Raw genomic sequence first — 19,633 nt, 5'->3', positions numbered from 1 at the left:
CCTCAATTATTTTGCTTCACGTTTGCTTTTATAGTCCGCAATAGCGGCTTTGATTGCGTCTTCAGCCAGAATAGAACAGTGAATTTTCACCGGCGGCAGTTCGAGTTCGTCAGCAATATCCGTGTTCTTGATGGCCTGTGCTTCATCCAGAGACTTGCCTTTCACCCATTCAGTGACCAGGGAGCTGGAGGCGATTGCAGAGCCGCAGCCGTAGGTCTTGAAGCGCGCGTCTTCAATGATACCTTCATTGTTAACTTTGATCTGCAGCTTCATCACATCGCCGCAGGCCGGCGCGCCGACCATGCCGCTACCAACGCTTTCGTCGCTGTTGTCGAAAGAACCAACGTTGCGTGGGTTCTCGTAATGATCGATAACTTTTTCGCTATATGCCATGATGAAATCTCCTTACCTACCGATTAATGATGTGACCATTCAATGCTGTTCAGATCCACGCCCTGCTTAAACATTTCCCACAGTGGAGAAAGGTCGCGCAGACGGCCAATGGCGTTACGAACCAGCTTGATGGTGTAGTCAATTTCTTCTTCGGTAGTGAAACGACCTAAAGAGAAACGGATAGAGCTGTGCGCCAGCTCGTCGGTCATACCCAGCGCACGCAGCACGTAGGATGGCTCGAGGCTTGCAGAGGTACAGGCAGAACCGGAAGAAACGGCCAGGTCTTTCAGGGCCATAATCAGCGATTCGCCTTCAACATAGTTGAAGCTGACGTTGAGGATGTTTGGTACGCCCTGCTCAAGGTCGCCGTTCAGATACACTTCTTCCATATCTTTCACGCCGTCCCACAGACGGTTACGCAGCGTGCGCAGGCGCGCCATCTCGGTTTCCATCTCGTCTTTCGCAATACGGTAAGCTTCGCCCATGCCCACGATCTGGTGAACAGGCAGCGTACCGGAGCGCATGCCGCGCTCGTGACCGCCGCCGTGCATCTGGGCTTCAATGCGGATACGGGGTTTACGACGAACGTAGAGTGCGCCGATACCTTTAGGGCCATAAATTTTGTGGCCGGAGAAGGACATCAGGTCAACTTTCAGCTGGCTCAGGTCGATAGGCAGTTTGCCCACGCTCTGGGTTGCGTCAACGTGATAGATGATGCCGCGCTCACGGCACATTTCGCCGATGGTCGCGATATCCTGCACCACGCCGATTTCATTATTCACGTGCATGATGGAGACCAGAATGGTGTCGTCACGCATGGCCGCTTCAAGCGCTTTCAGGTCGATTATCCCGTTGCTCTGCGGGGCGAGGTAGGTCACTTCAAACCCTTCACGCTCCAGCTGACGACAGGTATCCAGCACGGCTTTGTGTTCGGTTTTGCTGGTGATAATGTGCTTGCCTTTTTTCTGATAAAAGTTGGCCGCACCTTTGATCGCCAGGTTGTCGGATTCGGTTGCGCCAGAGGTGAAAACAATTTCACGCGGGTCGGCGCCCACCAGCTCAGCAATCTGATTACGGGCGATATCGACCGCCTCTTCAGCATGCCAGCCAAAACGGTGTGAACGGGAAGCTGGGTTACCAAAGTTTCCGTCCAGGGTCAGACACTGCATCATCTTCTCGGCAACACGCGGGTCCACCGGCGTGGTTGCGGAGTAGTCGAGATAAATCGGTAATTTCATTGCTCTATAAACTCCGTACATCGCTTCAATGCAAGGAATCAGGCAACCGGCTGGATGTACGGCCGAGTACACGGGGTGTTACCACCCCGGCCTGATTCTAAAATTTTACTCGTTTTACTAAGCGCGTAACTTAACGTCGATAGCGTCTTGCGCGCGGGTGCTACGTTGTGACTCATGGCTTTGCTGACGGTCGGATACGTCCAGAACTTCCTGGTTATTGACCAGTTCACCCAGGGTGATGTTGTTCAAAAAGCCGGTCAGACGGTCGCTCAGATCGCGCCACAGCGCGTGGGTCAGGCACTTATCGCCGCCCTGGCAACCGCCTTTACCCTGGCAACGGGTCGCGTCAACGGATTCATCAACAGCGCTAATGACCTCGCCTACTGCAATACTGCCCGCGTCTTTACCGAGCAGATATCCGCCGCCCGGACCACGGACGCTGGAAACCAGTCCATTTTTACGCAGTCTGGAGAACAGCTGTTCCAGATAAGAGAGGGAGATCCCCTGTCGTTCAGAAATATCAGCCAACGGAACCGGGCCCGCTTCTGAGTTGAGCGCAACGTCCAGCATCGCGGTCACGGCATAACGCCCTTTAGATGTCAGTCTCATGTCTTACTTAACCTCAAACTCGCCCCTGCCCGGGGTTTTTTATTGTAAAATGGGGGTATTGCATAGCAGGGCCAAGTCTGACATTCCTGACTAAATTGGTCAACTATTTACTTGACTGTTTTAGTCAGGTATTTGACCTTCCGTGCCGTTTATGGCGCTGTGTTTTTCTGTTCGATCGACGCCAGAATACCGCGCAGGATGTTCAGCTCCTGGCTTTCAGGACGCGCGCGGGTGAACATACGGCGCAGCTTGTTCATCACATGGCCGGGATGATCCGCACGGATAAATCCGGTTGCCAGCAACGTCTGTTCCAGGTGGCCGTAGAAGCGTTCCAGATCGTCGACCAGGGGATAAACGGCCTCGTCCTGCGACTGTGCAGAACCTTGTTCCCCGGTCGCCAGCCACGCCATGCGCACTTCATAGGCAATAACCTGTACCGCCATCGCCAGGTTCAGCGAGCTGTATTCCGGGTTGGCGGCAATGGCTACGTGATAGTGGCACTTCTGCAGTTCATCATTGGTCAGGCCAACGCGCTCACGGCCAAACACCAGCGCCACCGGCGCGTGTGCAGCTTCCGATACGCTTTTCAAGCCGCATTCACGCGGGTCCAGCATTGGCCACGGCAGCGTGCGCGAGCGTGCGCTGGTGCCAACCACCAGGCTGCATCCGGCGAGGGCTTCGTCGAGAGTATCGACGATCTGCGCATTGCCGATCACATCGCTGGCGCCTGCAGCCAGCGCAATAGCCTGAGAGTCTGGTTTGACCAGGGGATTGACCAGCCACAGGTTAGTTAAGCCCATGGTTTTCATCGCGCGGGCTACGGAGCCCATGTTGCCGGTGTGCGAAGTTTCAACCAGCACGATTCGAATGTTTTGCAGCATAATTTTTAGGTGTCTGAAAGTCAGTGTCTGAAGAATATTCCGGCATATTATCATAATCGAGAGACATAATCCGATCCCGGTGCTATACTCTGCGCCGATTTTCCTGTTCTTTAACATCCAGTGAGAGAGACCGATGCATCCGATGCTGACCATCGCCGTGCGCGCAGCGCGCAAGGCGGGTAATGTAATTGCCAAACACTACGAAACGCCAGACTCCGTAGAAACCAGCCAGAAAGGCAGCAATGATTTCGTGACTAACGTCGATAAAGCCGCAGAAGCGATTATTATCGAAACGATCCGTAAATCTTACCCGCAGCACACCATCATCACCGAAGAAAGCGGTGAACATGAAGGTATCGATCAGGATGTTCAATGGGTTATCGATCCACTGGATGGCACCACCAACTTCGTAAAACGCCTGCCACACTTCTCTGTGTCTATCGCCGTACGCATTAAGGGCCGTACTGAAGTCGCCGTTGTATATGATCCAATGCGTAACGAACTGTTTACCGCCACCCGCGGTCAGGGCGCACAGCTGAACGGCTACCGTCTGCGCTGCAGCAATGCACGCGATCTGGACGGCACCATTCTGGCGACCGGCTTCCCGTTCAAGGCGAAGCAGCACGCCACTCCCTATATGAATATCCTGGGCAAACTGTTCACCGAATGTGCTGACTTCCGTCGCACCGGTTCTGCTGCGCTGGATCTGGCCTATGTGGCGACCGGCCGTGTTGACGGTTACTTCGAGCTGTCGCTGAAGCCGTGGGACTTTGCTGCGGGCGAGCTGATCGCACGCGAAGCCGGCGCCATTGTTTGTGATTTCACCGGTGGGCACAACTACATGACCACCGGCAATATCGTTGCCGGTAACCCACGCGTTGTTAAAGCTATGCTGGCGAACATGCGTGATGAACTGAGTGAAGCGCTGAAGCGTTAATGCCGGTCGTGCTCTCCCCTATGGGTGAGGGCACAACACTGACCCCCTAAAACGGCCGCAACCCTCTGCCCACCGGCACCGCGCTCGTCCACATTGTCACCGCCGCCACCAGCAGAATAACGCCCCCCGCCAGCGCAAGCGTCGCCCACCCGACCTGCCGCCACAGTACCGGCGTTTTGTTGCCGCTGAGTTTTACCGCCAGTTGACGAAAACTGTGGACCAGCAGGGCCAGGGAGGAGATCGTCAATGAGGTTCCCGCCGCCATGGCTAACGCCGAGAGCATTCCCCAGCCGAACACGCCAATCACTTTACTGAACAACAACACCATAATCGCGCCCGAGCACGGTCGCATGCCCATGGAGAGAACAATCATCAACCGTGCCCGCCAGTCGTCGCCGTTCTGCAGTTGTTCTTGCGTCGGCAAGTGCTGATGCCCGCACCCGCACTGCGCATCGTGAACGTGATGCGGGGTAAAGGCTTTGAATGTCGGTTTTTTCAATAGCGCACGCAGTTTTTTCAGCGCTCGCCAGCAGAGAATAACGCCCAGCACCCCCACCAGCGCATAACTCCCCTTCTCCAGCCAGAAACTGCTCAGGTGCAACTGACGCGCGGGAAGCCGTAAAAGGGTAAGCACAACGACCACCAGCGCAATCGCCACGCCGCCCTGCAGCAGAGAGGAGGCCAGCGTCAGGCCGATGCTGGATTTGAGCTTCGACGGATGGGTGGCAAGCCAGGTGGTAATGACAATCTTGCCGTGCCCCGGCCCCAGCGCGTGCAGCACGCCGTAAATAAAGCTGAACGCCAGCAGGGAACCGCCCGCTTGCGTTGGATTTTCCGCCACCGCTTTTAACAAGCCGCTCAGCTGCTGGTTGACTTCACGCTGCCAGACGATACTTTTCAACATCACCTGCGGCCAGGCGTGCCACAACCATAGCGCCCCGCAAACGGCTAACAGTAAAAAGAGCGCCAGCGGCCAAAGGTGCGGCCAGCGGCGTGATTTTCTGAGCGGAGAAGCAATTACTGACATTGTAAGGTCACCTCCTGTGCAAAATGTTTACCCAACTCCATATCTTCTGGCGGCGCATCGGCTTTATCGAGCGAGACCGCAAAGTTGAGCATCTCTTCGCTGGGCTTCGGCGTATGGACTGCCAGCTTACAGGTTTTTTGCAGGCTCGTCGGCAATGTCACATCATCCTCTTCGCCGTAGCGCATATCGACATAATAGGTGGGATCAAAGGTTGAAAAGGTGAACGTCTGTCCGGACAGCGGCTGCGGGTGCGCCAGCGGGAGGATAAACGTCAGCACCGCCTGATGCCCTTCGCGCGACATCGCGTATTCCGTCGGCCGGTTGAGGAATTTTACCTTTTGTCCGTTATGCCAGAACTCGGTGAAGTAGTGCTGGCCCAGCACGTTGGCCATCACCTCCGCCGCCAGTTTTTTCCAGACGTCATCTCCGGGCTTTGCGTTGCCCGCATCATAGAGCAGATCCGCGGAGGTGATTTCATCCATCGTCCAGCGCATTTTCAGGCCGCTAAGCTGCGCCCCGTCCGTTACCAGCTCTGTTTTCAGGCTGATGAAGCTGTGAGGGTGCGCGCTGGCGGTGAATGTAAAAACCGTCAAAAATAACGCCATCGCGCTTTGTTTAACTATTTGCATCTGTTCCCCACGTCAAAAATTCTGTGATGTTCGCCAGCAATCCTGAGTGAAAGGCCAGCCGGTGCGCTTTTCAGCGCCCATCCTTTAGCTATTCTTATCACTCATTCCCACTGGATACCTGACAGATGATGACGACGCTTGAAATTCCATCTGTGCTTTCCAGCTCGCAGCGCCGCTGCCAGGTGCTTTTAATGCTTTACCTGCCCGATGCTGCCATTAACGCACAGAGCATAATCGCTGCGAATGGCGTGGACGACGCCATGGCACGGCAAGATATAGCCGAGACGAGGGATGAAATCCAGCGCTACCACCGGCTCGATATCGTCACGCACCCTGACGGCAGCTACCGGATTGAAGGTTCGGCCCTCAATCAGCGTTTATGCCTGCTGCACTGGCTGCGCAGGGCGCTGCGTCTTTGCCCGCAGTTCGTCTTGCACCAGTTTACCCCAGCGTTAAAAACCGCGCTTAAACAGCACGGCATTGCCCGTCCGCTTTACGACGATGCGAACCTGCGGGCGTTGATCAGCTTTTGTTCGCGCAGACTCCAACGCCAGTTTGAATGCCGCGATATCCAGTTTTTGCAGCTCTATTTGCAATATTGTCTGATTCAGCACCATCAGGGCAATACCCCGCAGTTTTCCCCCATACAGCGCGGCTGGACACAGTCGAGAGGAGAATATTTCACGGCGCAGGAGATCGTTCGTCACTGGAAACGACGCGTTCCTCAGGGTACGCACAGCGATGAACAGCTGTTTCTGGCGCTGTTGTTTATGATGTTACGCACGCCCGATCCGGTGCTGGATAAACACCAGCAGGATCAGCGTCTGCGCCGCACGATAGTGCGGATGGTCGCCCGCTTTCGGGCGCTAACCGGGATGAAGTTTAGTGATGAACAGGGGCTGACCGATCGGCTCTATATTCATCTCGCTCAGGCGCTGGACCGCTCGCTGTTTGAAATCGGCATAGATAACAGCCTGCCTGAAGAGATCCACCGCCTTTACCCGCGCCTGTTGCGCACCACCAAAGAGGCGCTGTTTGAACTTGAAGCCGAGTTTGGGCTACGTTTTTCTGATGAGGAGATGAGCCTGGTGGCGGTGATTTTTGGTGCCTGGCTCATGCAGGAGACTGACTTACACGAAAAGCAGGTGATCCTGCTCATGGGCGCAGACAAAGCGTGTGAGGAGCATATTGAGCAGCAGTTGCGTGAACTGACGCTACTGCCGCTCAATATTCGCTATCTGGCGCTCCAGGCTTTTCAGAAAGAGGGGGCCCCGCGCGAAGCGGCGCTGGTTATCACCCCCTATCCTACCGTTCTGCCCCTGTTCTCACCACCGCTTATCCACGCCGTTGAGACGCTGAACTCTCAGCAGCAAGACCATATTCGCGCGATGCTGGAATCCTGATCAGGCTCGCGCCGCCACCGTTGGACGAAAAAACATTGCCGGCAGCGCGACCAGCGCCATCACCCAGAAGACGCCATGACCAAGATACTGGTACAGGAAGCCCGCAAACACCGTCATGATGGCAATACTGCCGCCCATCGCCACGGCTGAATAGACCGCCTGCAGGCGAATAACCTCCCCGCCTTCACGTGCCGAGATATAGCGCATGGCCGCCAGATGACAAACGGTGAAGGTCCCACAGTGCAGGATTTGCGCCGCGATCAGCCACGGCAGTTCAGTGGTCCACCCCATAATCCCCCAGCGCACCACGCCGCATACCGCTGAGAGCAGCAGCAGGTCACGGGCGCCAAAACGACGGAACAGCTTGTTGCTGAGGGCGAAGATGATCACCTCAGCAACCACGCCCAGCGACCACAGGTAACCGACCGCAGACGCAGAGTACCCCGCCTTCTGCCAGTAGATAGCGCTAAAGCCATAATAGGCGGCGTGCGCGCCCTGCAGCAGGCAGACGCAGGCCAAAAAACGCCAGCTTTGCATGACCAGGCTTCTCCAGGCGGGCCAGCCTGCGCTTTCCTGATGGCGACTTTCCCCCAGCGGCATCACCGACGGGCGCAGCAGCATGCCCAACAGCATGGAGGCGATGCCGATGCTCAACAGGGCAAGAATAGCGCGATAATCGTAAAGGCTGACCAGTTTACCCACCAACGCAGAGCCGATCACAAAGGCTATTGATCCCCACAGGCGCACGCGGCCATAGTCCATGGTTATCTGTTTTTGCCAGGTATTTGCCAGCGCATCCGTCAGCGGAACCAGCGGCGAGAAGAACAGGTTAAAGCCGACCATCACCACCATCAGCCAGGCAAACGAGTTGCTGACCCAGAAGCAGGCGACAAAGACCAACGTTAATAGCGCCAGGATCCGCACTGCTTTGATAAGCATGGAGGGATCGCTAACGCGCGGCGCGATTAACAGGCTCCCCAGAAAACGGGCCACCAGCCCTGCCCCCAGCAGCACGCCGATGGTTTCCGGAGTAAGACCAATACCTGCGAGCCAGACGCTCCAGAAAGGCAAAAAAATACCGTAGCTAAAGAAGTAGGTAAAGTAGCTGAGCGCCAGCCAGCGCGTGGAATGCAAGACCATGAATCCCTCCCGAAATGGAGGCGATAGTCTGGCGCTAATCCCTGACTTTAGCAAGCCGTTAACGCGCTATAAATTAACGATAAATTAACATTTACCAGCCCCGGGGCCACTCTCTGCGGGCCGACGTTAGCCCATATAAAAAGCCGCAAGCGCGGCCTTTTTTATTTATGCAAATCAGAAGAACTAAGCGTATACCGGGAAGCGAGCACAGATCTCCAGAACTTGACCTTTGACGCGCTCGATAACCGCTTCGTCATTGATGCTGTCCAGCACGTCACACATCCAGCCCGCCAGCGCTTTTACTTCCGCTTCTTTGAAGCCGCGACGCGTTACCGCCGGGGAGCCGATACGGATACCGGAGGTTACGAACGGGCTCTTTGGATCGTTAGGCACGCTGTTTTTGTTCACGGTGATGTTGGCGCGGCCCAGGGCGGCGTCAGCTTCTTTACCGGTCAGGTTCTTATCAACCAGGTCCAGCAGGAACAGGTGGTTTTCCGTCCCGCCAGAAACGACCTTGTAACCACGCGCCAGGAACACTTCCACCATTGCTTTGGCGTTTTTAGCGACCTGCTGCTGGTAAACTTTAAACTCTGGCTCCATCGCTTCTTTCAGCGCCACAGCTTTGGCTGCGATAACGTGCATCAATGGGCCGCCCTGCGCGCTTGGGAAGACGGCTGAGTTCAGTTTTTTGTACAGTTCTTCGTCGCCGCCCTTCGCCAGGATCAGGCCACCGCGTGGGCCCGCCAGGGTTTTGTGGGTGGTGGTGGTCACGACGTGCGCGTGTGGAACCGGGTTCGGGTATACGTCTGCGGCAATCAGACCGGCTACGTGCGCCATGTCGACGAACAGGTATGCGCCGATGCTGTCTGCGATTTCACGCATTTTTGCCCAGTCAACAATGCCGGAGTAAGCGGAGAAACCGCCGATGATCATCTTCGGTTTATGGGTCTGCGCCTGCTTCGCCATATCGTCATAGTCGATTTTACCGGACTCATCGATACCGTAAGGGATGATGTTGTACAGTTTGCCGGAGAAGTTAACCGGTGAGCCATGAGTCAGGTGGCCGCCCTGCGCCAGGTTCATACCCAGTACAGTATCGCCCGGCTGCAGCAGCGCAGTGTAGACCGCGAAGTTAGCCTGGGAGCCGGAGTGCGGCTGCACGTTTGCGTAGTCTGCGCCAAACAGCGCTTTTGCACGGTCGATAGCCAGTTGTTCAACGATATCAACATACTCACAGCCGCCGTAATAGCGCTTGCCCGGGTAACCTTCAGCGTATTTGTTGGTCAGCTGAGAACCCTGCGCCTGCATCACGCGCGGGCTGGTGTAGTTCTCGGAGGCGATCAGTTCGATGTGCTCTTCCTGACGTACTTTTTCCTGCTCCATAGCCTGCCACAGTTCGGCATCATAATCGGCAATGTTCATTTCACGCTTTAACATCCGCATCTCCTGACTCAGCTAACGATAAAAATTTTGCCCTGAAAAAGGCAGTCCAGTTGGACAACGCGCAACAGTATAACTGATTAGTTCGGTGATAACAGGTCTTGACAAACGATTTTACGCAAACGTTTACCTTCACGCCACACAAGGGTCCGAGGAATAAAAACCTGGTCATTTTCAACGGATTTCTTTTCAGCTTTGTGATGCACATTTTTCACGTGGTAAAGAACCATTTACATTGCAGGGGTATTTTTATAAGATGCATTTAAAATACATCATTAAAATCACCTTTCAAGGAAGCTGCTATGTTAGACGCTCACACCATCGCTACCGTTAAGTCTACTCTTCCCCTGCTGGTTGAAACGGGCCCTAAACTCACCGCCCATTTTTACGATCGTATGTTCGCGCATAACCCGGAGTTGAAAGAGATTTTCAACATGAGCAACCAGCGTAATGGCGATCAGCGCGAAGCCCTGTTCAATGCCATCGCAGCCTACGCCAGCAATCTCGAAAACCTGGCGGCGTTATTGCCTGCGGTTGAGAAAATCGCGCAGAAACATACCAGCTTTCAGATCAAACCTGAGCAGTACAACATCGTTGGCGCCCACCTGCTGGCCACGCTGGACGAGCTGTTCAGCCCGGGTCAGGCGGTGCTGGACGCCTGGGGCAAAGCCTACGGCGTGCTGGCAAATGTCTTTATCAACCGTGAAGCGCAAATCTATAGCGAAAACGCCAGCAAGCGCGGCGGCTGGGAAGGTACGCGCACGTTCCGTATTGTAGAGAAAACACCCCGTAGCGCGCTGATTACCAGCTTTGAATTTGAGCCGGTGGACGGCCAGCCCGTTGCGGATTATCAGCCAGGCCAGTATCTGGGCGTCTGGCTGAAGCCTGAGGGCTTCCCGCATCAGGAAATTCGCCAGTATTCACTCACCCGTAAGCCAAACGGAAAAGGCTATCGCATTGCGGTGAAACGCGAGGATGGCGGCCAGGTCTCAGGCTGGCTGCACAACCACGCCAGGGTGGGGGATGTGGTACATCTGGCAGCGCCTGCGGGTGATTTCTTTATGGCGGTCGAGGCCAATACCCCGGTCACACTGATCTCTGCAGGTGTGGGACAAACGCCGATGCTGGCGATGCTGGATACCCTCGTTAACGCCAGGCATAGCGCTCAGGTTAACTGGTTCCATGCTGCCGAAAACGGCGACGTGCACGCCTTTGCCGATGAAGTGAAAACGCTGGCGATGGGTTTGCCGCATTTTAAGGCGTACACCTGGTATCGTCTGCCAACGGAGGCTGACCGTGCGGCGGCACATTTCGACGGCGAAGGGCTGATGAATTTAAGCATACATGAAGAGACGATCAGCGCAGCGGATATGCAGTTCTTCCTGTGTGGGCCGGTGGCGTTTATGCAGTTTGCCGCGAAGCAGTTGGTGGAACTGGGGGTGAATAAAGACAGCATTCATTACGAATGTTTCGGGCCACATAAGGTGCTGTAAGGTCAAAAGCCCCTCTGCGCAGGGGCTTTTTATCATCAGATTGCGGCGTCATCTTCTTCACCGGTACGGATACGGATCACGCGCGCCACGTCAAAGACGAAGATTTTACCGTCGCCAATTTTACCGGTCTGCGCCGTGCGGATAATGGTATCGACGCAGGTATCGACGATATCGTCGCTCACCACGATTTCAATTTTCACTTTCGGCAAAAAGTCCACCATATACTCTGCGCCACGGTAAAGCTCGGTGTGGCCCTTCTGACGACCAAAACCCTTCACTTCCGTAACTGTCATCCCGGTGATGCCCACTTCCGCCAGCGCTTCACGCACATCATCCAGTTTGAAAGGTTTAATAATCGCATCAATCTTTTTCATGGTGGGTCCTTAAACTCTTGCCTGTAAGCTGCTCGTAATCGGTTGCTTACAGTATCATATTCAGGCGAATTTTGCGGTACTACTCTTTAAAATCGTTTGCTTCCAGCTCGTGGCGAGAGAGCAGCTTGTAGAACTCGGTACGGTTGCGCCCGGCCATTCGCGCCGCATGGGTCACGTTGCCTTTGGTTATCTGCAGCAGCTTGCGCAGATAATTGAGTTCAAACTGATTTCGCGCTTCGGCAAAGGTTGGCAGGGCCGTATTTTCCCCCTCCAGCGCCTGCTCCACCAGCGCATCGCTGATCACGGGCGAGGAGGTCAGCGCGACGCACTGCTCTATGACGTTCACCAGCTGGCGCACGTTGCCCGGCCAGCTTGCGGTCATTAACCGTTTCATGGCATCGGTGGAAAACGCACGCACAAAAGGTTTATGGCGATCGGCAGATTGACGCAACAGATGATTTGCCAGCAGGGGGATATCTTCCGCACGCTCGGCAAGGGCAGGAATTTTCAGGTTCACCACGTTCAGGCGATAATAAAGATCCTCACGAAACTCATTGCGGGCCATGGCTTTCGGTAGATCGCGGTGCGTGGCGGAGAGGATACGAACGTTGATGTCGATGTCGCGGTTGCTGCCCAGAGGGCGAACCTTTCGCTCCTGCAGAACACGCAGCAGTTTAACCTGCAACGGCGCGGGCATATCGCCAATTTCGTCGAGGAAAAGCGTGCCCCCTTCCGCCGCCTGGAACAGCCCTTCACGGCTGCTCACCGCGCCGGTAAAGGCGCCGCGGGCATGGCCAAACAGTTCGGACTCCAGCAGTTGCTCCGGCAGCGCGCCGCAGTTAATGGCGATAAACGCATTTTTACTGCGCGGGCTGGCGTTGTGGATCGCCTGCGCAAGGATCTCTTTCCCGGTTCCGCTCTGGCCGTTAATGAGGACGCTGACGTCAGACTGCGCAACCATCCGCGCCTGTTCGAGCAGGCGCAGCATAATCGGGCTGCGCGTGACAATCGACTCCCGCCAGGCTTCGTCATTTGAGGGTGCGGCATGTTCCAGCGCGCTGTCGATCGCTTTATAGAGCGCGTCTTTATCCACCGGCTTGGTCAGGAAGCTGAACACGCCCTGCTGTGTCGCCGCGACCGCATCCGGGATAGAGCCATGGGCCGTGAGAATAATCACCGGCATGCCTGGCTGCTGCTTCTGGATCTCGGCAAACAGCTGCAATCCATCCATTTCATCCATCCGCAGGTCGCTGATGACCAGATCAATCTTCTCACGACTGAGCACCTTCAGCCCTTCCTGCCCACTTTCAGCGGTCACCACGCTGTAGCCTTCACTCACCAGGCGCATACCCAGCAGCTTTAACAGCCCCGGATCGTCATCCACCAGCAGGAGATGAGCGGGTTTACGGCTTGTCATGGCTTCTCTTCCTCTTGTTTCTGCGCATCAGCGTCCGGCGCCGAGGCCGGATTACTTTTCGTCGCGTCAGGCAGATAGTTTCCCGCCGGTTTACGCGTTGAGAGCTGCCTTTCGATATCGGTCAGGTTTTCCAGCTTGCGCGTGGTGGTATTGAGCTGCGTGCGCAAGGATTCCTGCTGCTGGCGCAGCATATCCAGCTCGCCATCCGTTGTCTGCTGCAATTTACTGTAGCGGGTTCGCTCTTCGGATAACTGCAGTTGCAATGCCTGCCCGTCCCGCCAGAGTTGATACACCGGGCGAACCTGTGCCGGAATATTGGCGCTTAAGGCATCCAGCCGTGCGGTATTGGCGCGGCGCTCAACGGGAGAAATTTTGGCATCCGCGAGTAATATCGCGCGCCTGAAGTTGTCCTGCCAGCGGTCCTCACTCCACGTTGCAGCTTGCGCTCGCGCATCAACGGGCGCCAGACGCTGCGCGCAATCAATGCCACGCAGCCAGAACAACGGGTTCATTTCGGCCTCATGGCTGGTTAAATGCCAGATCCCCTCACAGGGGATACTCAGAAAGTCAGCGAGTTGTTTTTCTGGCAATTTGTCTTCGGTTTTGTCGCTGATTGCACTTTTTGGCGCATGGGAAACACAGCCCACCAGAAGCAAACATGGCAGACTCAGGCGTAATTTTTTGCTGGAAAACACCGCGCGTGCGGCGCGGAAAAAGACGTGTGACATACTCACCAGACTTAGATTCATTTCATTGATTTTTCCGGCTCAGGGGGCAGTTCAATACGGAAGCAAACATCTGAACGTTCGTCCGTGACAATGTATAACTCACCCTGCATCCGTCGTATGCAGTCCCGGGCGATACTCAGGCCAAGGCCGCTTCCTTTCACCGCACCTTTGCGCTGATGACTCCCCTGGAAAAAGGGTTCAAAAATCATCGTTTTTTCGTCGTTTGGGATTGGGGTCCCGGTATTGGCGACATCGATTATTACCCGAGAACCATTGATATAGCTACGGATGTAAATGTTACCGGATTCAGTACCATAGTGCACCGCGTTAGAATAAAGATTATCCAGTACGCTCATTAACAGCATGGGTTCAGCCAGACAGGCGGGTTCACTGAGGTCCACCCCGGTATGCATCATTTTAGCTCTTGCCGGCAAGCTATGGGCGGAGACAACCATATCCACCAGCGGCTCAATGTCGACTTTTTCCAGCACCACCGCGCCATCGGCAAGCTTACGGTTGTAGTCCAGCAGTTGCTCAATCAGCTTTTGCAAGTTGCGGCTGCTGGCATCAAGGATATCGACAATTTCTTTCTGTTCAGGGGTTAATGGCCCCGCCACTTCGTCCGCCAGCAGTTCCGTTCCTTCACGCATGCTGGCAAGCGGCGTTTTAAGCTCATGGGAGATATGACGCAAGAACTGATGACGCTGCGATTCCAGCCATGCCAGGCGCTCGGAGAGCCAGATAATGCGCTGCCCGACGGAGCGCAGCTCGCGTGGGCCCGTAAAGACGACCGCGTCCCCGAGGGATTTCCCCTCTCCCAGGCGATTGATCATTCGCTGAATGCCCTTCACCGGGCCGATAATCATGCGGGTGAACAGCAGAACCAGCCCCAGGCTGACCAGGAAGAGCACTAACGCTTGCCAGCCAAAGAACTGACCGCGCTCGGCTATCTCCTGCTGTAGCTGCTGTCCGCGCGAGAAGATGACCGTGCGGGTGGACTGAACCATCTCCGTATTGGCATTGGCAAAGGCTTCAAGACGCGCGGCGGCGGCGGTATCGGGGCCGCTGTTCTTACACTGCAACTGGGCTAAATCATTAAGATCCTGACGTAACGCCTGATACAGTTTATCGTCCGGCAACACGCCCGCATGGGCGTCCAGCATTTCACTGTAGCGTTTACGCTGGTTCTGGTAGACCTTTTCCAGGGTAGGATCGTCAAGAACGCAATACTGACGATAGCTACGTTCCATCTCCAGCGCGGCGTTGGTCATCGCCTCGCTGCGTCTGGCATCAATCAGCGTCGTGCGGTTAGTTAATGCCGCCTGGGCACTGAGCGCATTCAGGCTCTGCCACGCCTGCCATGCCAGTATCAGCAAAGGCAGCAGGATCAGCAAAAATGCCATCATCACGAGCTGTCGCAGGGAGCGAGGAAAAACGGGCCAGCGTGTCAACGCAATACTCTCTTAGTGTGAAGGTAAGGAGAGCGTAACTGAGTCTGCCCTTCAGGTACAACAAAGCCGGGTAAAAACCCGGCTTTGTCATGGAATGAGGCGGTGCCTAACTCGACGTTTCGCCCTGGCCTGATAAAGCAACGCGATGATCAGTAGTTGGACGGCAGGCACCTTTTTGTGCGTCATTCGAAGTTTATGTAGCACGTCCCGAAGGGGCTGACATAAGAAGGTGAATGAGCCACTGGTTATTATTATGCAACGGCCGTGCCAGAATGCAAAACAAAATATTATCTTACTGATGTATATACTCTTTTAACATAAATAAGGTAAATGGTTAACCGGACAATTTTCAGCCGATGTGTCGCTAAATAGCAACACCTTAAGCAAAACATCTTAGGGATCAATAAAATCAACCGCTTAAATGTCTCCATTCGACGACACTGGCATCAGCCTGTTGTCGCGATTTTGCGACACACGTAAAAAAGCCCGGGGCGTTACCACTCACCGGGCTTATTTCGCTGACCTTAAAACTTAACCCAACTGCTTACGCGCGTTACGGAAGATCCGCATCCATGGGCTGTCTTCGCCCCAGTTTTCCGGGTGCCAGGAGTTGCTCACGGTACGGAATACGCGCTCCGGGTGCGGCATCATGATGGTTGCACGGCCGTTTTCGCTGGTCACCGCAGTGATGCCGTTCGTCGAGCCGTTCGGGTTCGCCGGATACGTTTGTGTTACGTTGCCAAAATTATCGACAAAGCGCAGCGCCACCAGGCCTTTGCTTTCAAGCTGGGCCAGATGCGCTGCATCACGCACTTCTACCTGACCTTCACCGTGAGAAACGGCAATTGGCATCCGTGAGCCGACCATTCCCTGCAGAAGCAGAGACGAGCTTTGGGTCACTTCAACCAGGCTGAAACGGGCTTCAAAGCGATCGGACTGGTTACGCACAAAGCGCGGCCAGGCTTCGCTGCCCGGGATCAGCTCGCGCAGGTTAGACATCATCTGGCAGCCGTTACAGACCCCCAGCGCCAGCGTCTGCGGACGGTGGAAGAAGGTTTCGAATTCATCACGCACGCGGGTGTTAAACAGGATGGATTTCGCCCAGCCTTCCCCTGCGCCCAGCACGTCGCCATAGGAGAAGCCGCCGCATGCCACCAGCGCCTGGAAATCATCCAGGCCGGTACGCCCGGCCAGCAGGTCGCTCATATGCACGTCGATAGCGTCAAAGCCCGCACGGTGGAAGGCAGCCGCCATCTCAACGTGGGAGTTAACGCCCTGCTCACGCAGCACGGCCACTTTCGGACGCGCGCCTCTCGCAATGTACGGCGCAGCAATGTCTTCGCTGATATCAAAAGAGAGTTTAACATTCAGGCCAGGGTCGTTGTCGTTAGCCTTGGCGTTGTGTTCCTGATCCGCGCATTCCGGGTTGTCACGCAGGCGCTGCATCTGCCAGGTGGTTTCAGCCCACCACATGCGCAGCGTGGTACGGCTTTCGCTGAATACCGCATGCCCATCGGCTGCGATGACAAAGCGGTCGCCCTGCACCGCTTTACCCAGATAATGCACGCAGTCGGCAAGTCCATGCTGGGCCAGCACGGCTTCAACCGCTTCGCGGTCGGCCGCACGGAGCTGGATCACCGCGCCCAGTTCTTCGTTAAACAGCGCCGCCAGACGATCGTCGCCAAGCGTTGCAATGTTTACTTCCACACCGCAGTGGCCTGTGAAGGCCATCTCCGCCAGGGTGACCAGCAGGCCGCCATCGGAGCGGTCGTGGTAGGCCAGCAGTTTGCGTTGCGCCACCAGCGCCTGAATGGCGTCGTAGAAGCCTTTAAGCTGCGCCACATCACGCACGTCTGCAGGTTTGTCGCCGAGCTGGCGGTAAACCTGCGCCAGAGCGGTCGCCCCTAGCGCGTTGTTGCCTTTTCCGAGATCGATCAGCAGCAGGGCATTATCATCGGTCGAAAGCTGCGGCGTGACGGTATGACGGACATCCTCCACCCGTGCAAACGCCGTAATAACCAGCGACAGCGGAGAGGTCATCTCGCGCTGCTCGTTACCTTCCTGCCAGCGGGTTTTCATCGACATGGAGTCTTTACCCACCGGGATGGTCAGACCGAGCGCAGGACACAACTCCTCACCCACCGCTTTGACCGCTTCGTACAGGCCCGCATCTTCCCCCGGATGACCGGCTGCAGCCATCCAGTTGGCGGAGAGTTTGATACGTTTGATATCACCAATCTGGGTGGCGGCGATGTTGGTCAGCGCTTCACCGACGGCCAGACGGGAGGAGGCCGCGAAATCCAGCAGCGCCACCGGCGTACGTTCTCCCAGCGCCATCGCTTCGCCATAATAGCTGTCGAGGCTCGCGGTGGTGACGGCGCAGTTTGCAACCGGGATCTGCCACGGGCCAACCATCTGATCGCGCGAGACCATACCGGTAACGCTACGGTCGCCGATGGTCACGAGGAACGTTTTCTCCGCCACAGTCGGCAGGTGCAGTACGCGATTGACCGCGTCTGCAACCGTCATCTCCTGACGATCCAGCGCGTTACCGGCCGCTTTACGGGTAGTTACGTCGCGGGTCATCTTCGGCGTTTTGCCGAGCAGGACGTCCAGCGGCAGATCGATAGGCTGGTTATCGAAATGGGTGTCGCTTAAGGAGAGATGCAACTCTGCGGTGGCTTCTCCGATAACGGCATACGGCGCGCGCTCGCGGCGGCACAGTTCGTCAAATAGCGGCAACTGGTCAGCGGCAACCGCCATTACGTAGCGCTCCTGAGATTCGTTACACCAGATCTCCAGCGGGCTCATGCCTGGCTCATCGTTGAGAATATCGCGCAGGTTAAAACGCCCGCCGCGCCCGCCATCACTCACTAGTTCAGGCATGGCGTTAGAGAGACCGCCCGCGCCCACGTCGTGGATAAAGAGGATCGGGTTGGCTTCGCCCAACTGCCAGCAGCGGTCGATCACCTCCTGGCAACGACGCTCCATTTCCGGGTTGTCACGCTGGACGGACGCGAAATCGAGATCGGCATCGGATTGACCAGAGGCCATAGAAGAAGCCGCCCCGCCCCCCAGGCCGATGTTCATCGCCGGGCCGCCCAGTACGATCAGCTTCGCCCCCACGACGATCTCGCCTTTTTGCACGTGATCGGCGCGAATGTTGCCGATCCCGCCCGCCAGCATGATCGGTTTGTGATAGCCGCGTAGCTCTTCGCCGTTATGGCTGTTCACTTTTTCTTCGTAGGTACGGAAATAACCGTTCAGCGCAGGACGACCAAATTCGTTGTTGAACGCAGCGCCGCCCAGCGGGCCTTCGGTCATGATATCCAGCGCGGTCACGATGCGTTCAGGCTTACCGAAATCTTCTTCCCATGGCTGTTCAAAGCCCGGGATACGCAGGTTAGAGACGGCGAAGCCGACCAGACCCGCTTTAGGCTTAGCCCCACGTCCGGTTGCGCCTTCATCGCGGATTTCACCGCCGGATCCGGTCGCCGCGCCCGGCCACGGAGAGATCGCCGTCGGGTGGTTGTGGGTTTCAACTTTCATCAGGATATGTGCTGGCTCCTGGTGGAAGTCATAGCGCCCTGCTTCGCGATCGGCGAAGAAGCGGCCCACCTCGGAACCTTCCATCACCGCAGCGTTGTCTTTATAGGCAGACAGCACGTGGTCCGGGGTGTGCTCCATGGTATTTTTAATCATTTTAAACAGCGATTTCGGCTGCTGCACGCCGTCGATAATCCAGTCGGCGTTAAAGATCTTATGGCGGCAGTGCTCGGAGTTGGCCTGCGCGAACATATAGAGTTCGATGTCGTTCGGGTTGCGGTTGAGCGTGATGAACGCATTCTGCAGGTAGTCAATTTCATCTTCTGCCAGCGCCAGACCAAGACGCAGGTTGGCGTCAATCAGCGCCTGACGGCCCTGCCCGAGCAGGTCCACGCTCTGTACTGGCGCAGGCTGATGATGAGCAAAAAGCTTCTGCGCGTCGTCAAGAGAGGTAAACACGCTCTCCATCATGCGATCGTGCAGCTCAGCGGCGACCACCCGCCACTGTTCATCACAGAGGGTAGAGGCTTCAACGTAGTACGCCACGCCGCGTTCCAGACGGTTGATCGCCTTCAGGCCACAGTTGTGGGCGATGTCGGTGGCTTTGGAAGACCAGGGGGAGATGGTGCCCGGGCGCGGCGTAACAAGGATCAGTTTGCCGGTTGGCGTGTGGTTGCTCAGACTCGGACCATATTTGAGCAGGCATTCCAGCTGTACGCGCTCCTCTGCATTCAGGGGGGCATTCAGGTCAGCAAAATGGACATACTCAGCGTAAATATTGCTTACCGGAAGGTCGGCTGCCTGGAAACGTGCCAGCAGTTTAGTAATTCGGAAGGCAGACAGTGCAGGCGAACCACGCAGAATTTCCATCATTAGTCTCTCGTCTTCGAAGCGCCGGGGCGCTTACAGTGTGCGCAAGGGGAAAAC

The 19,633-nt window shown here is 56.0% G+C and carries 16 protein-coding genes; 3 read left to right on the top strand and 13 right to left on the bottom strand.

Features of this window, described 5'->3' with window-relative positions:
* Nucleotides 1-6: 6 nt before the first annotated feature.
* From iscU to trmJ, 4 genes are all read right to left on the bottom strand, one after another.
* Nucleotides 7-393: a Fe-S cluster assembly scaffold IscU gene (gene iscU / locus NL510_RS06730; RefSeq protein ID WP_005120408.1), complete on the bottom strand. Its 387-nt coding sequence runs from the start codon at nucleotides 391-393 to the stop codon at nucleotides 7-9.
* Between the two features lie 23 nt (nucleotides 394-416).
* Nucleotides 417-1,631 (bottom strand): IscS subfamily cysteine desulfurase, encoded by a 1,215-nt coding sequence (locus tag NL510_RS06725; protein WP_253382658.1) that lies wholly within the window; start codon nucleotides 1,629-1,631, stop codon nucleotides 417-419.
* Nucleotides 1,632-1,748: 117 nt separating this feature from the next.
* A complete protein-coding gene (gene iscR / locus NL510_RS06720) occupies nucleotides 1,749-2,240 on the bottom strand; it encodes a Fe-S cluster assembly transcriptional regulator IscR (RefSeq protein WP_253382656.1) in 492 nt (163 codons plus the stop codon).
* A 149-nt stretch (nucleotides 2,241-2,389) separates the two neighbouring features.
* Nucleotides 2,390-3,121, bottom strand: a complete 732-nt coding sequence (gene trmJ / locus NL510_RS06715) for a tRNA (cytosine(32)/uridine(32)-2'-O)-methyltransferase TrmJ (protein ID WP_253382654.1) — start codon at nucleotides 3,119-3,121, stop codon at nucleotides 2,390-2,392.
* A 133-nt stretch (nucleotides 3,122-3,254) separates the two neighbouring features.
* Here trmJ and suhB point away from each other — a divergent pair, with 133 nt between their 5' ends.
* Complete coding sequence (suhB, locus tag NL510_RS06710; protein WP_253382652.1) at nucleotides 3,255-4,058, top strand: inositol-1-monophosphatase; 804 nt, start codon at nucleotides 3,255-3,257, stop codon at nucleotides 4,056-4,058.
* Nucleotides 4,059-4,104: 46 nt separating this feature from the next.
* Here the strand turns inward: suhB and NL510_RS06705 are convergent, their stop codons facing one another.
* On the bottom strand, nucleotides 4,105-5,085 hold the full coding sequence (locus NL510_RS06705) for a nickel/cobalt transporter (protein ID WP_253382651.1): 981 nt from the start codon (nucleotides 5,083-5,085) through the stop codon (nucleotides 4,105-4,107).
* Nucleotides 5,076-5,714: a DUF1007 family protein gene (locus NL510_RS06700; protein ID WP_253382650.1), complete on the bottom strand. Its 639-nt coding sequence runs from the start codon at nucleotides 5,712-5,714 to the stop codon at nucleotides 5,076-5,078. The genes NL510_RS06705 and NL510_RS06700 overlap by 10 nt, the downstream gene beginning before the upstream one ends.
* 125 nt (nucleotides 5,715-5,839) lie before the next feature.
* Here NL510_RS06700 and csiE point away from each other — a divergent pair, with 125 nt between their 5' ends.
* On the top strand, nucleotides 5,840-7,117 hold the full coding sequence (csiE, locus tag NL510_RS06695) for a stationary phase inducible protein CsiE (protein WP_253382649.1): 1,278 nt from the start codon (nucleotides 5,840-5,842) through the stop codon (nucleotides 7,115-7,117).
* Here the strand turns inward: csiE and NL510_RS06690 are convergent, their stop codons facing one another.
* Both NL510_RS06690 and glyA read right to left on the bottom strand, forming a co-directional pair.
* Entirely contained in the window at nucleotides 7,118-8,257 is a 1,140-nt protein-coding gene (locus tag NL510_RS06690) for a 3-phenylpropionate MFS transporter (RefSeq protein WP_253382647.1), read from the bottom strand.
* Between the two features lie 183 nt (nucleotides 8,258-8,440).
* Nucleotides 8,441-9,694: a serine hydroxymethyltransferase gene (gene glyA, locus NL510_RS06685; RefSeq protein ID WP_253382645.1), complete on the bottom strand. Its 1,254-nt coding sequence runs from the start codon at nucleotides 9,692-9,694 to the stop codon at nucleotides 8,441-8,443.
* Between the two features lie 305 nt (nucleotides 9,695-9,999).
* On the opposite strand from glyA, the gene hmpA reads away from it, so the two are divergent.
* Nucleotides 10,000-11,190 carry an NO-inducible flavohemoprotein gene (gene hmpA / locus NL510_RS06680; RefSeq protein ID WP_253382643.1) on the top strand — a complete coding sequence of 397 codons (1,191 nt, stop codon included), beginning with the start codon at nucleotides 10,000-10,002 and terminating at the stop codon, nucleotides 11,188-11,190.
* A 35-nt stretch (nucleotides 11,191-11,225) separates the two neighbouring features.
* Here hmpA and glnB read toward each other — a convergent pair whose 3' ends face one another.
* The 5 genes from glnB to purL form a co-directional block, all read right to left on the bottom strand.
* On the bottom strand, nucleotides 11,226-11,564 hold the full coding sequence (gene glnB / locus NL510_RS06675; protein WP_003860685.1) for a nitrogen regulatory protein P-II: 339 nt from the start codon (nucleotides 11,562-11,564) through the stop codon (nucleotides 11,226-11,228).
* A gap of 79 nt (nucleotides 11,565-11,643) precedes the next feature.
* Complete coding sequence (gene glrR, locus NL510_RS06670; RefSeq protein WP_253382641.1) at nucleotides 11,644-12,981, bottom strand: two-component system response regulator GlrR; 1,338 nt, start codon at nucleotides 12,979-12,981, stop codon at nucleotides 11,644-11,646.
* Nucleotides 12,978-13,730 carry a two-component system QseEF-associated lipoprotein QseG gene (gene qseG, locus NL510_RS06665; RefSeq protein ID WP_253382639.1) on the bottom strand — a complete coding sequence of 251 codons (753 nt, stop codon included), beginning with the start codon at nucleotides 13,728-13,730 and terminating at the stop codon, nucleotides 12,978-12,980. Before qseG ends, glrR begins: the two co-directional genes overlap by 4 nt.
* The gene (qseE, locus tag NL510_RS06660; RefSeq protein WP_253382637.1) at nucleotides 13,727-15,160 is read right to left on the bottom strand and encodes a two component system sensor histidine kinase QseE/GlrK; all 1,434 of its coding nucleotides are present in this window, start codon (nucleotides 15,158-15,160) and stop codon (nucleotides 13,727-13,729) included. The genes qseG and qseE overlap by 4 nt, the downstream gene beginning before the upstream one ends.
* 531 nt (nucleotides 15,161-15,691) lie before the next feature.
* Nucleotides 15,692-19,579: a phosphoribosylformylglycinamidine synthase gene (gene purL, locus NL510_RS06655; protein ID WP_253382635.1), complete on the bottom strand. Its 3,888-nt coding sequence runs from the start codon at nucleotides 19,577-19,579 to the stop codon at nucleotides 15,692-15,694.
* Nucleotides 19,580-19,633 lie beyond the last annotated feature (54 nt).

Origin of the sequence: unidentified bacterial endosymbiont (assembly GCF_918797525.1) — a bacterium.
GTDB lineage: Bacteria > Pseudomonadota > Gammaproteobacteria > Enterobacterales > Enterobacteriaceae > Enterobacter.
Note: the sequence above shows the minus strand (reverse complement) of the source record. Positions and strands in the feature narration are given on the sequence as shown.

Coding starts and splice junctions, on each gene's coding strand:
- iscU (WP_005120408.1), bottom strand. CDS start 393: ATGGCATATAGCGAAAAAGTTATCGATCATTACGAGAACCCACGCAAC.
- NL510_RS06725 (WP_253382658.1), bottom strand. CDS start 1,631: ATGAAATTACCGATTTATCTCGACTACTCCGCAACCACGCCGGTGGAC.
- iscR (WP_253382656.1), bottom strand. CDS start 2,240: ATGAGACTGACATCTAAAGGGCGTTATGCCGTGACCGCGATGCTGGAC.
- trmJ (WP_253382654.1), bottom strand. CDS start 3,121: ATGCTGCAAAACATTCGAATCGTGCTGGTTGAAACTTCGCACACCGGC.
- suhB (WP_253382652.1), top strand. CDS start 3,255: ATGCATCCGATGCTGACCATCGCCGTGCGCGCAGCGCGCAAGGCGGGT.
- NL510_RS06705 (WP_253382651.1), bottom strand. CDS start 5,085: ATGTCAGTAATTGCTTCTCCGCTCAGAAAATCACGCCGCTGGCCGCAC.
- NL510_RS06700 (WP_253382650.1), bottom strand. CDS start 5,714: ATGCAAATAGTTAAACAAAGCGCGATGGCGTTATTTTTGACGGTTTTT.
- csiE (WP_253382649.1), top strand. CDS start 5,840: ATGATGACGACGCTTGAAATTCCATCTGTGCTTTCCAGCTCGCAGCGC.
- NL510_RS06690 (WP_253382647.1), bottom strand. CDS start 8,257: ATGGTCTTGCATTCCACGCGCTGGCTGGCGCTCAGCTACTTTACCTAC.
- glyA (WP_253382645.1), bottom strand. CDS start 9,694: ATGTTAAAGCGTGAAATGAACATTGCCGATTATGATGCCGAACTGTGG.
- hmpA (WP_253382643.1), top strand. CDS start 10,000: ATGTTAGACGCTCACACCATCGCTACCGTTAAGTCTACTCTTCCCCTG.
- glnB (WP_003860685.1), bottom strand. CDS start 11,564: ATGAAAAAGATTGATGCGATTATTAAACCTTTCAAACTGGATGATGTG.
- glrR (WP_253382641.1), bottom strand. CDS start 12,981: ATGACAAGCCGTAAACCCGCTCATCTCCTGCTGGTGGATGACGATCCG.
- qseG (WP_253382639.1), bottom strand. CDS start 13,730: ATGAATCTAAGTCTGGTGAGTATGTCACACGTCTTTTTCCGCGCCGCA.
- purL (WP_253382635.1), bottom strand. CDS start 19,579: ATGATGGAAATTCTGCGTGGTTCGCCTGCACTGTCTGCCTTCCGAATT.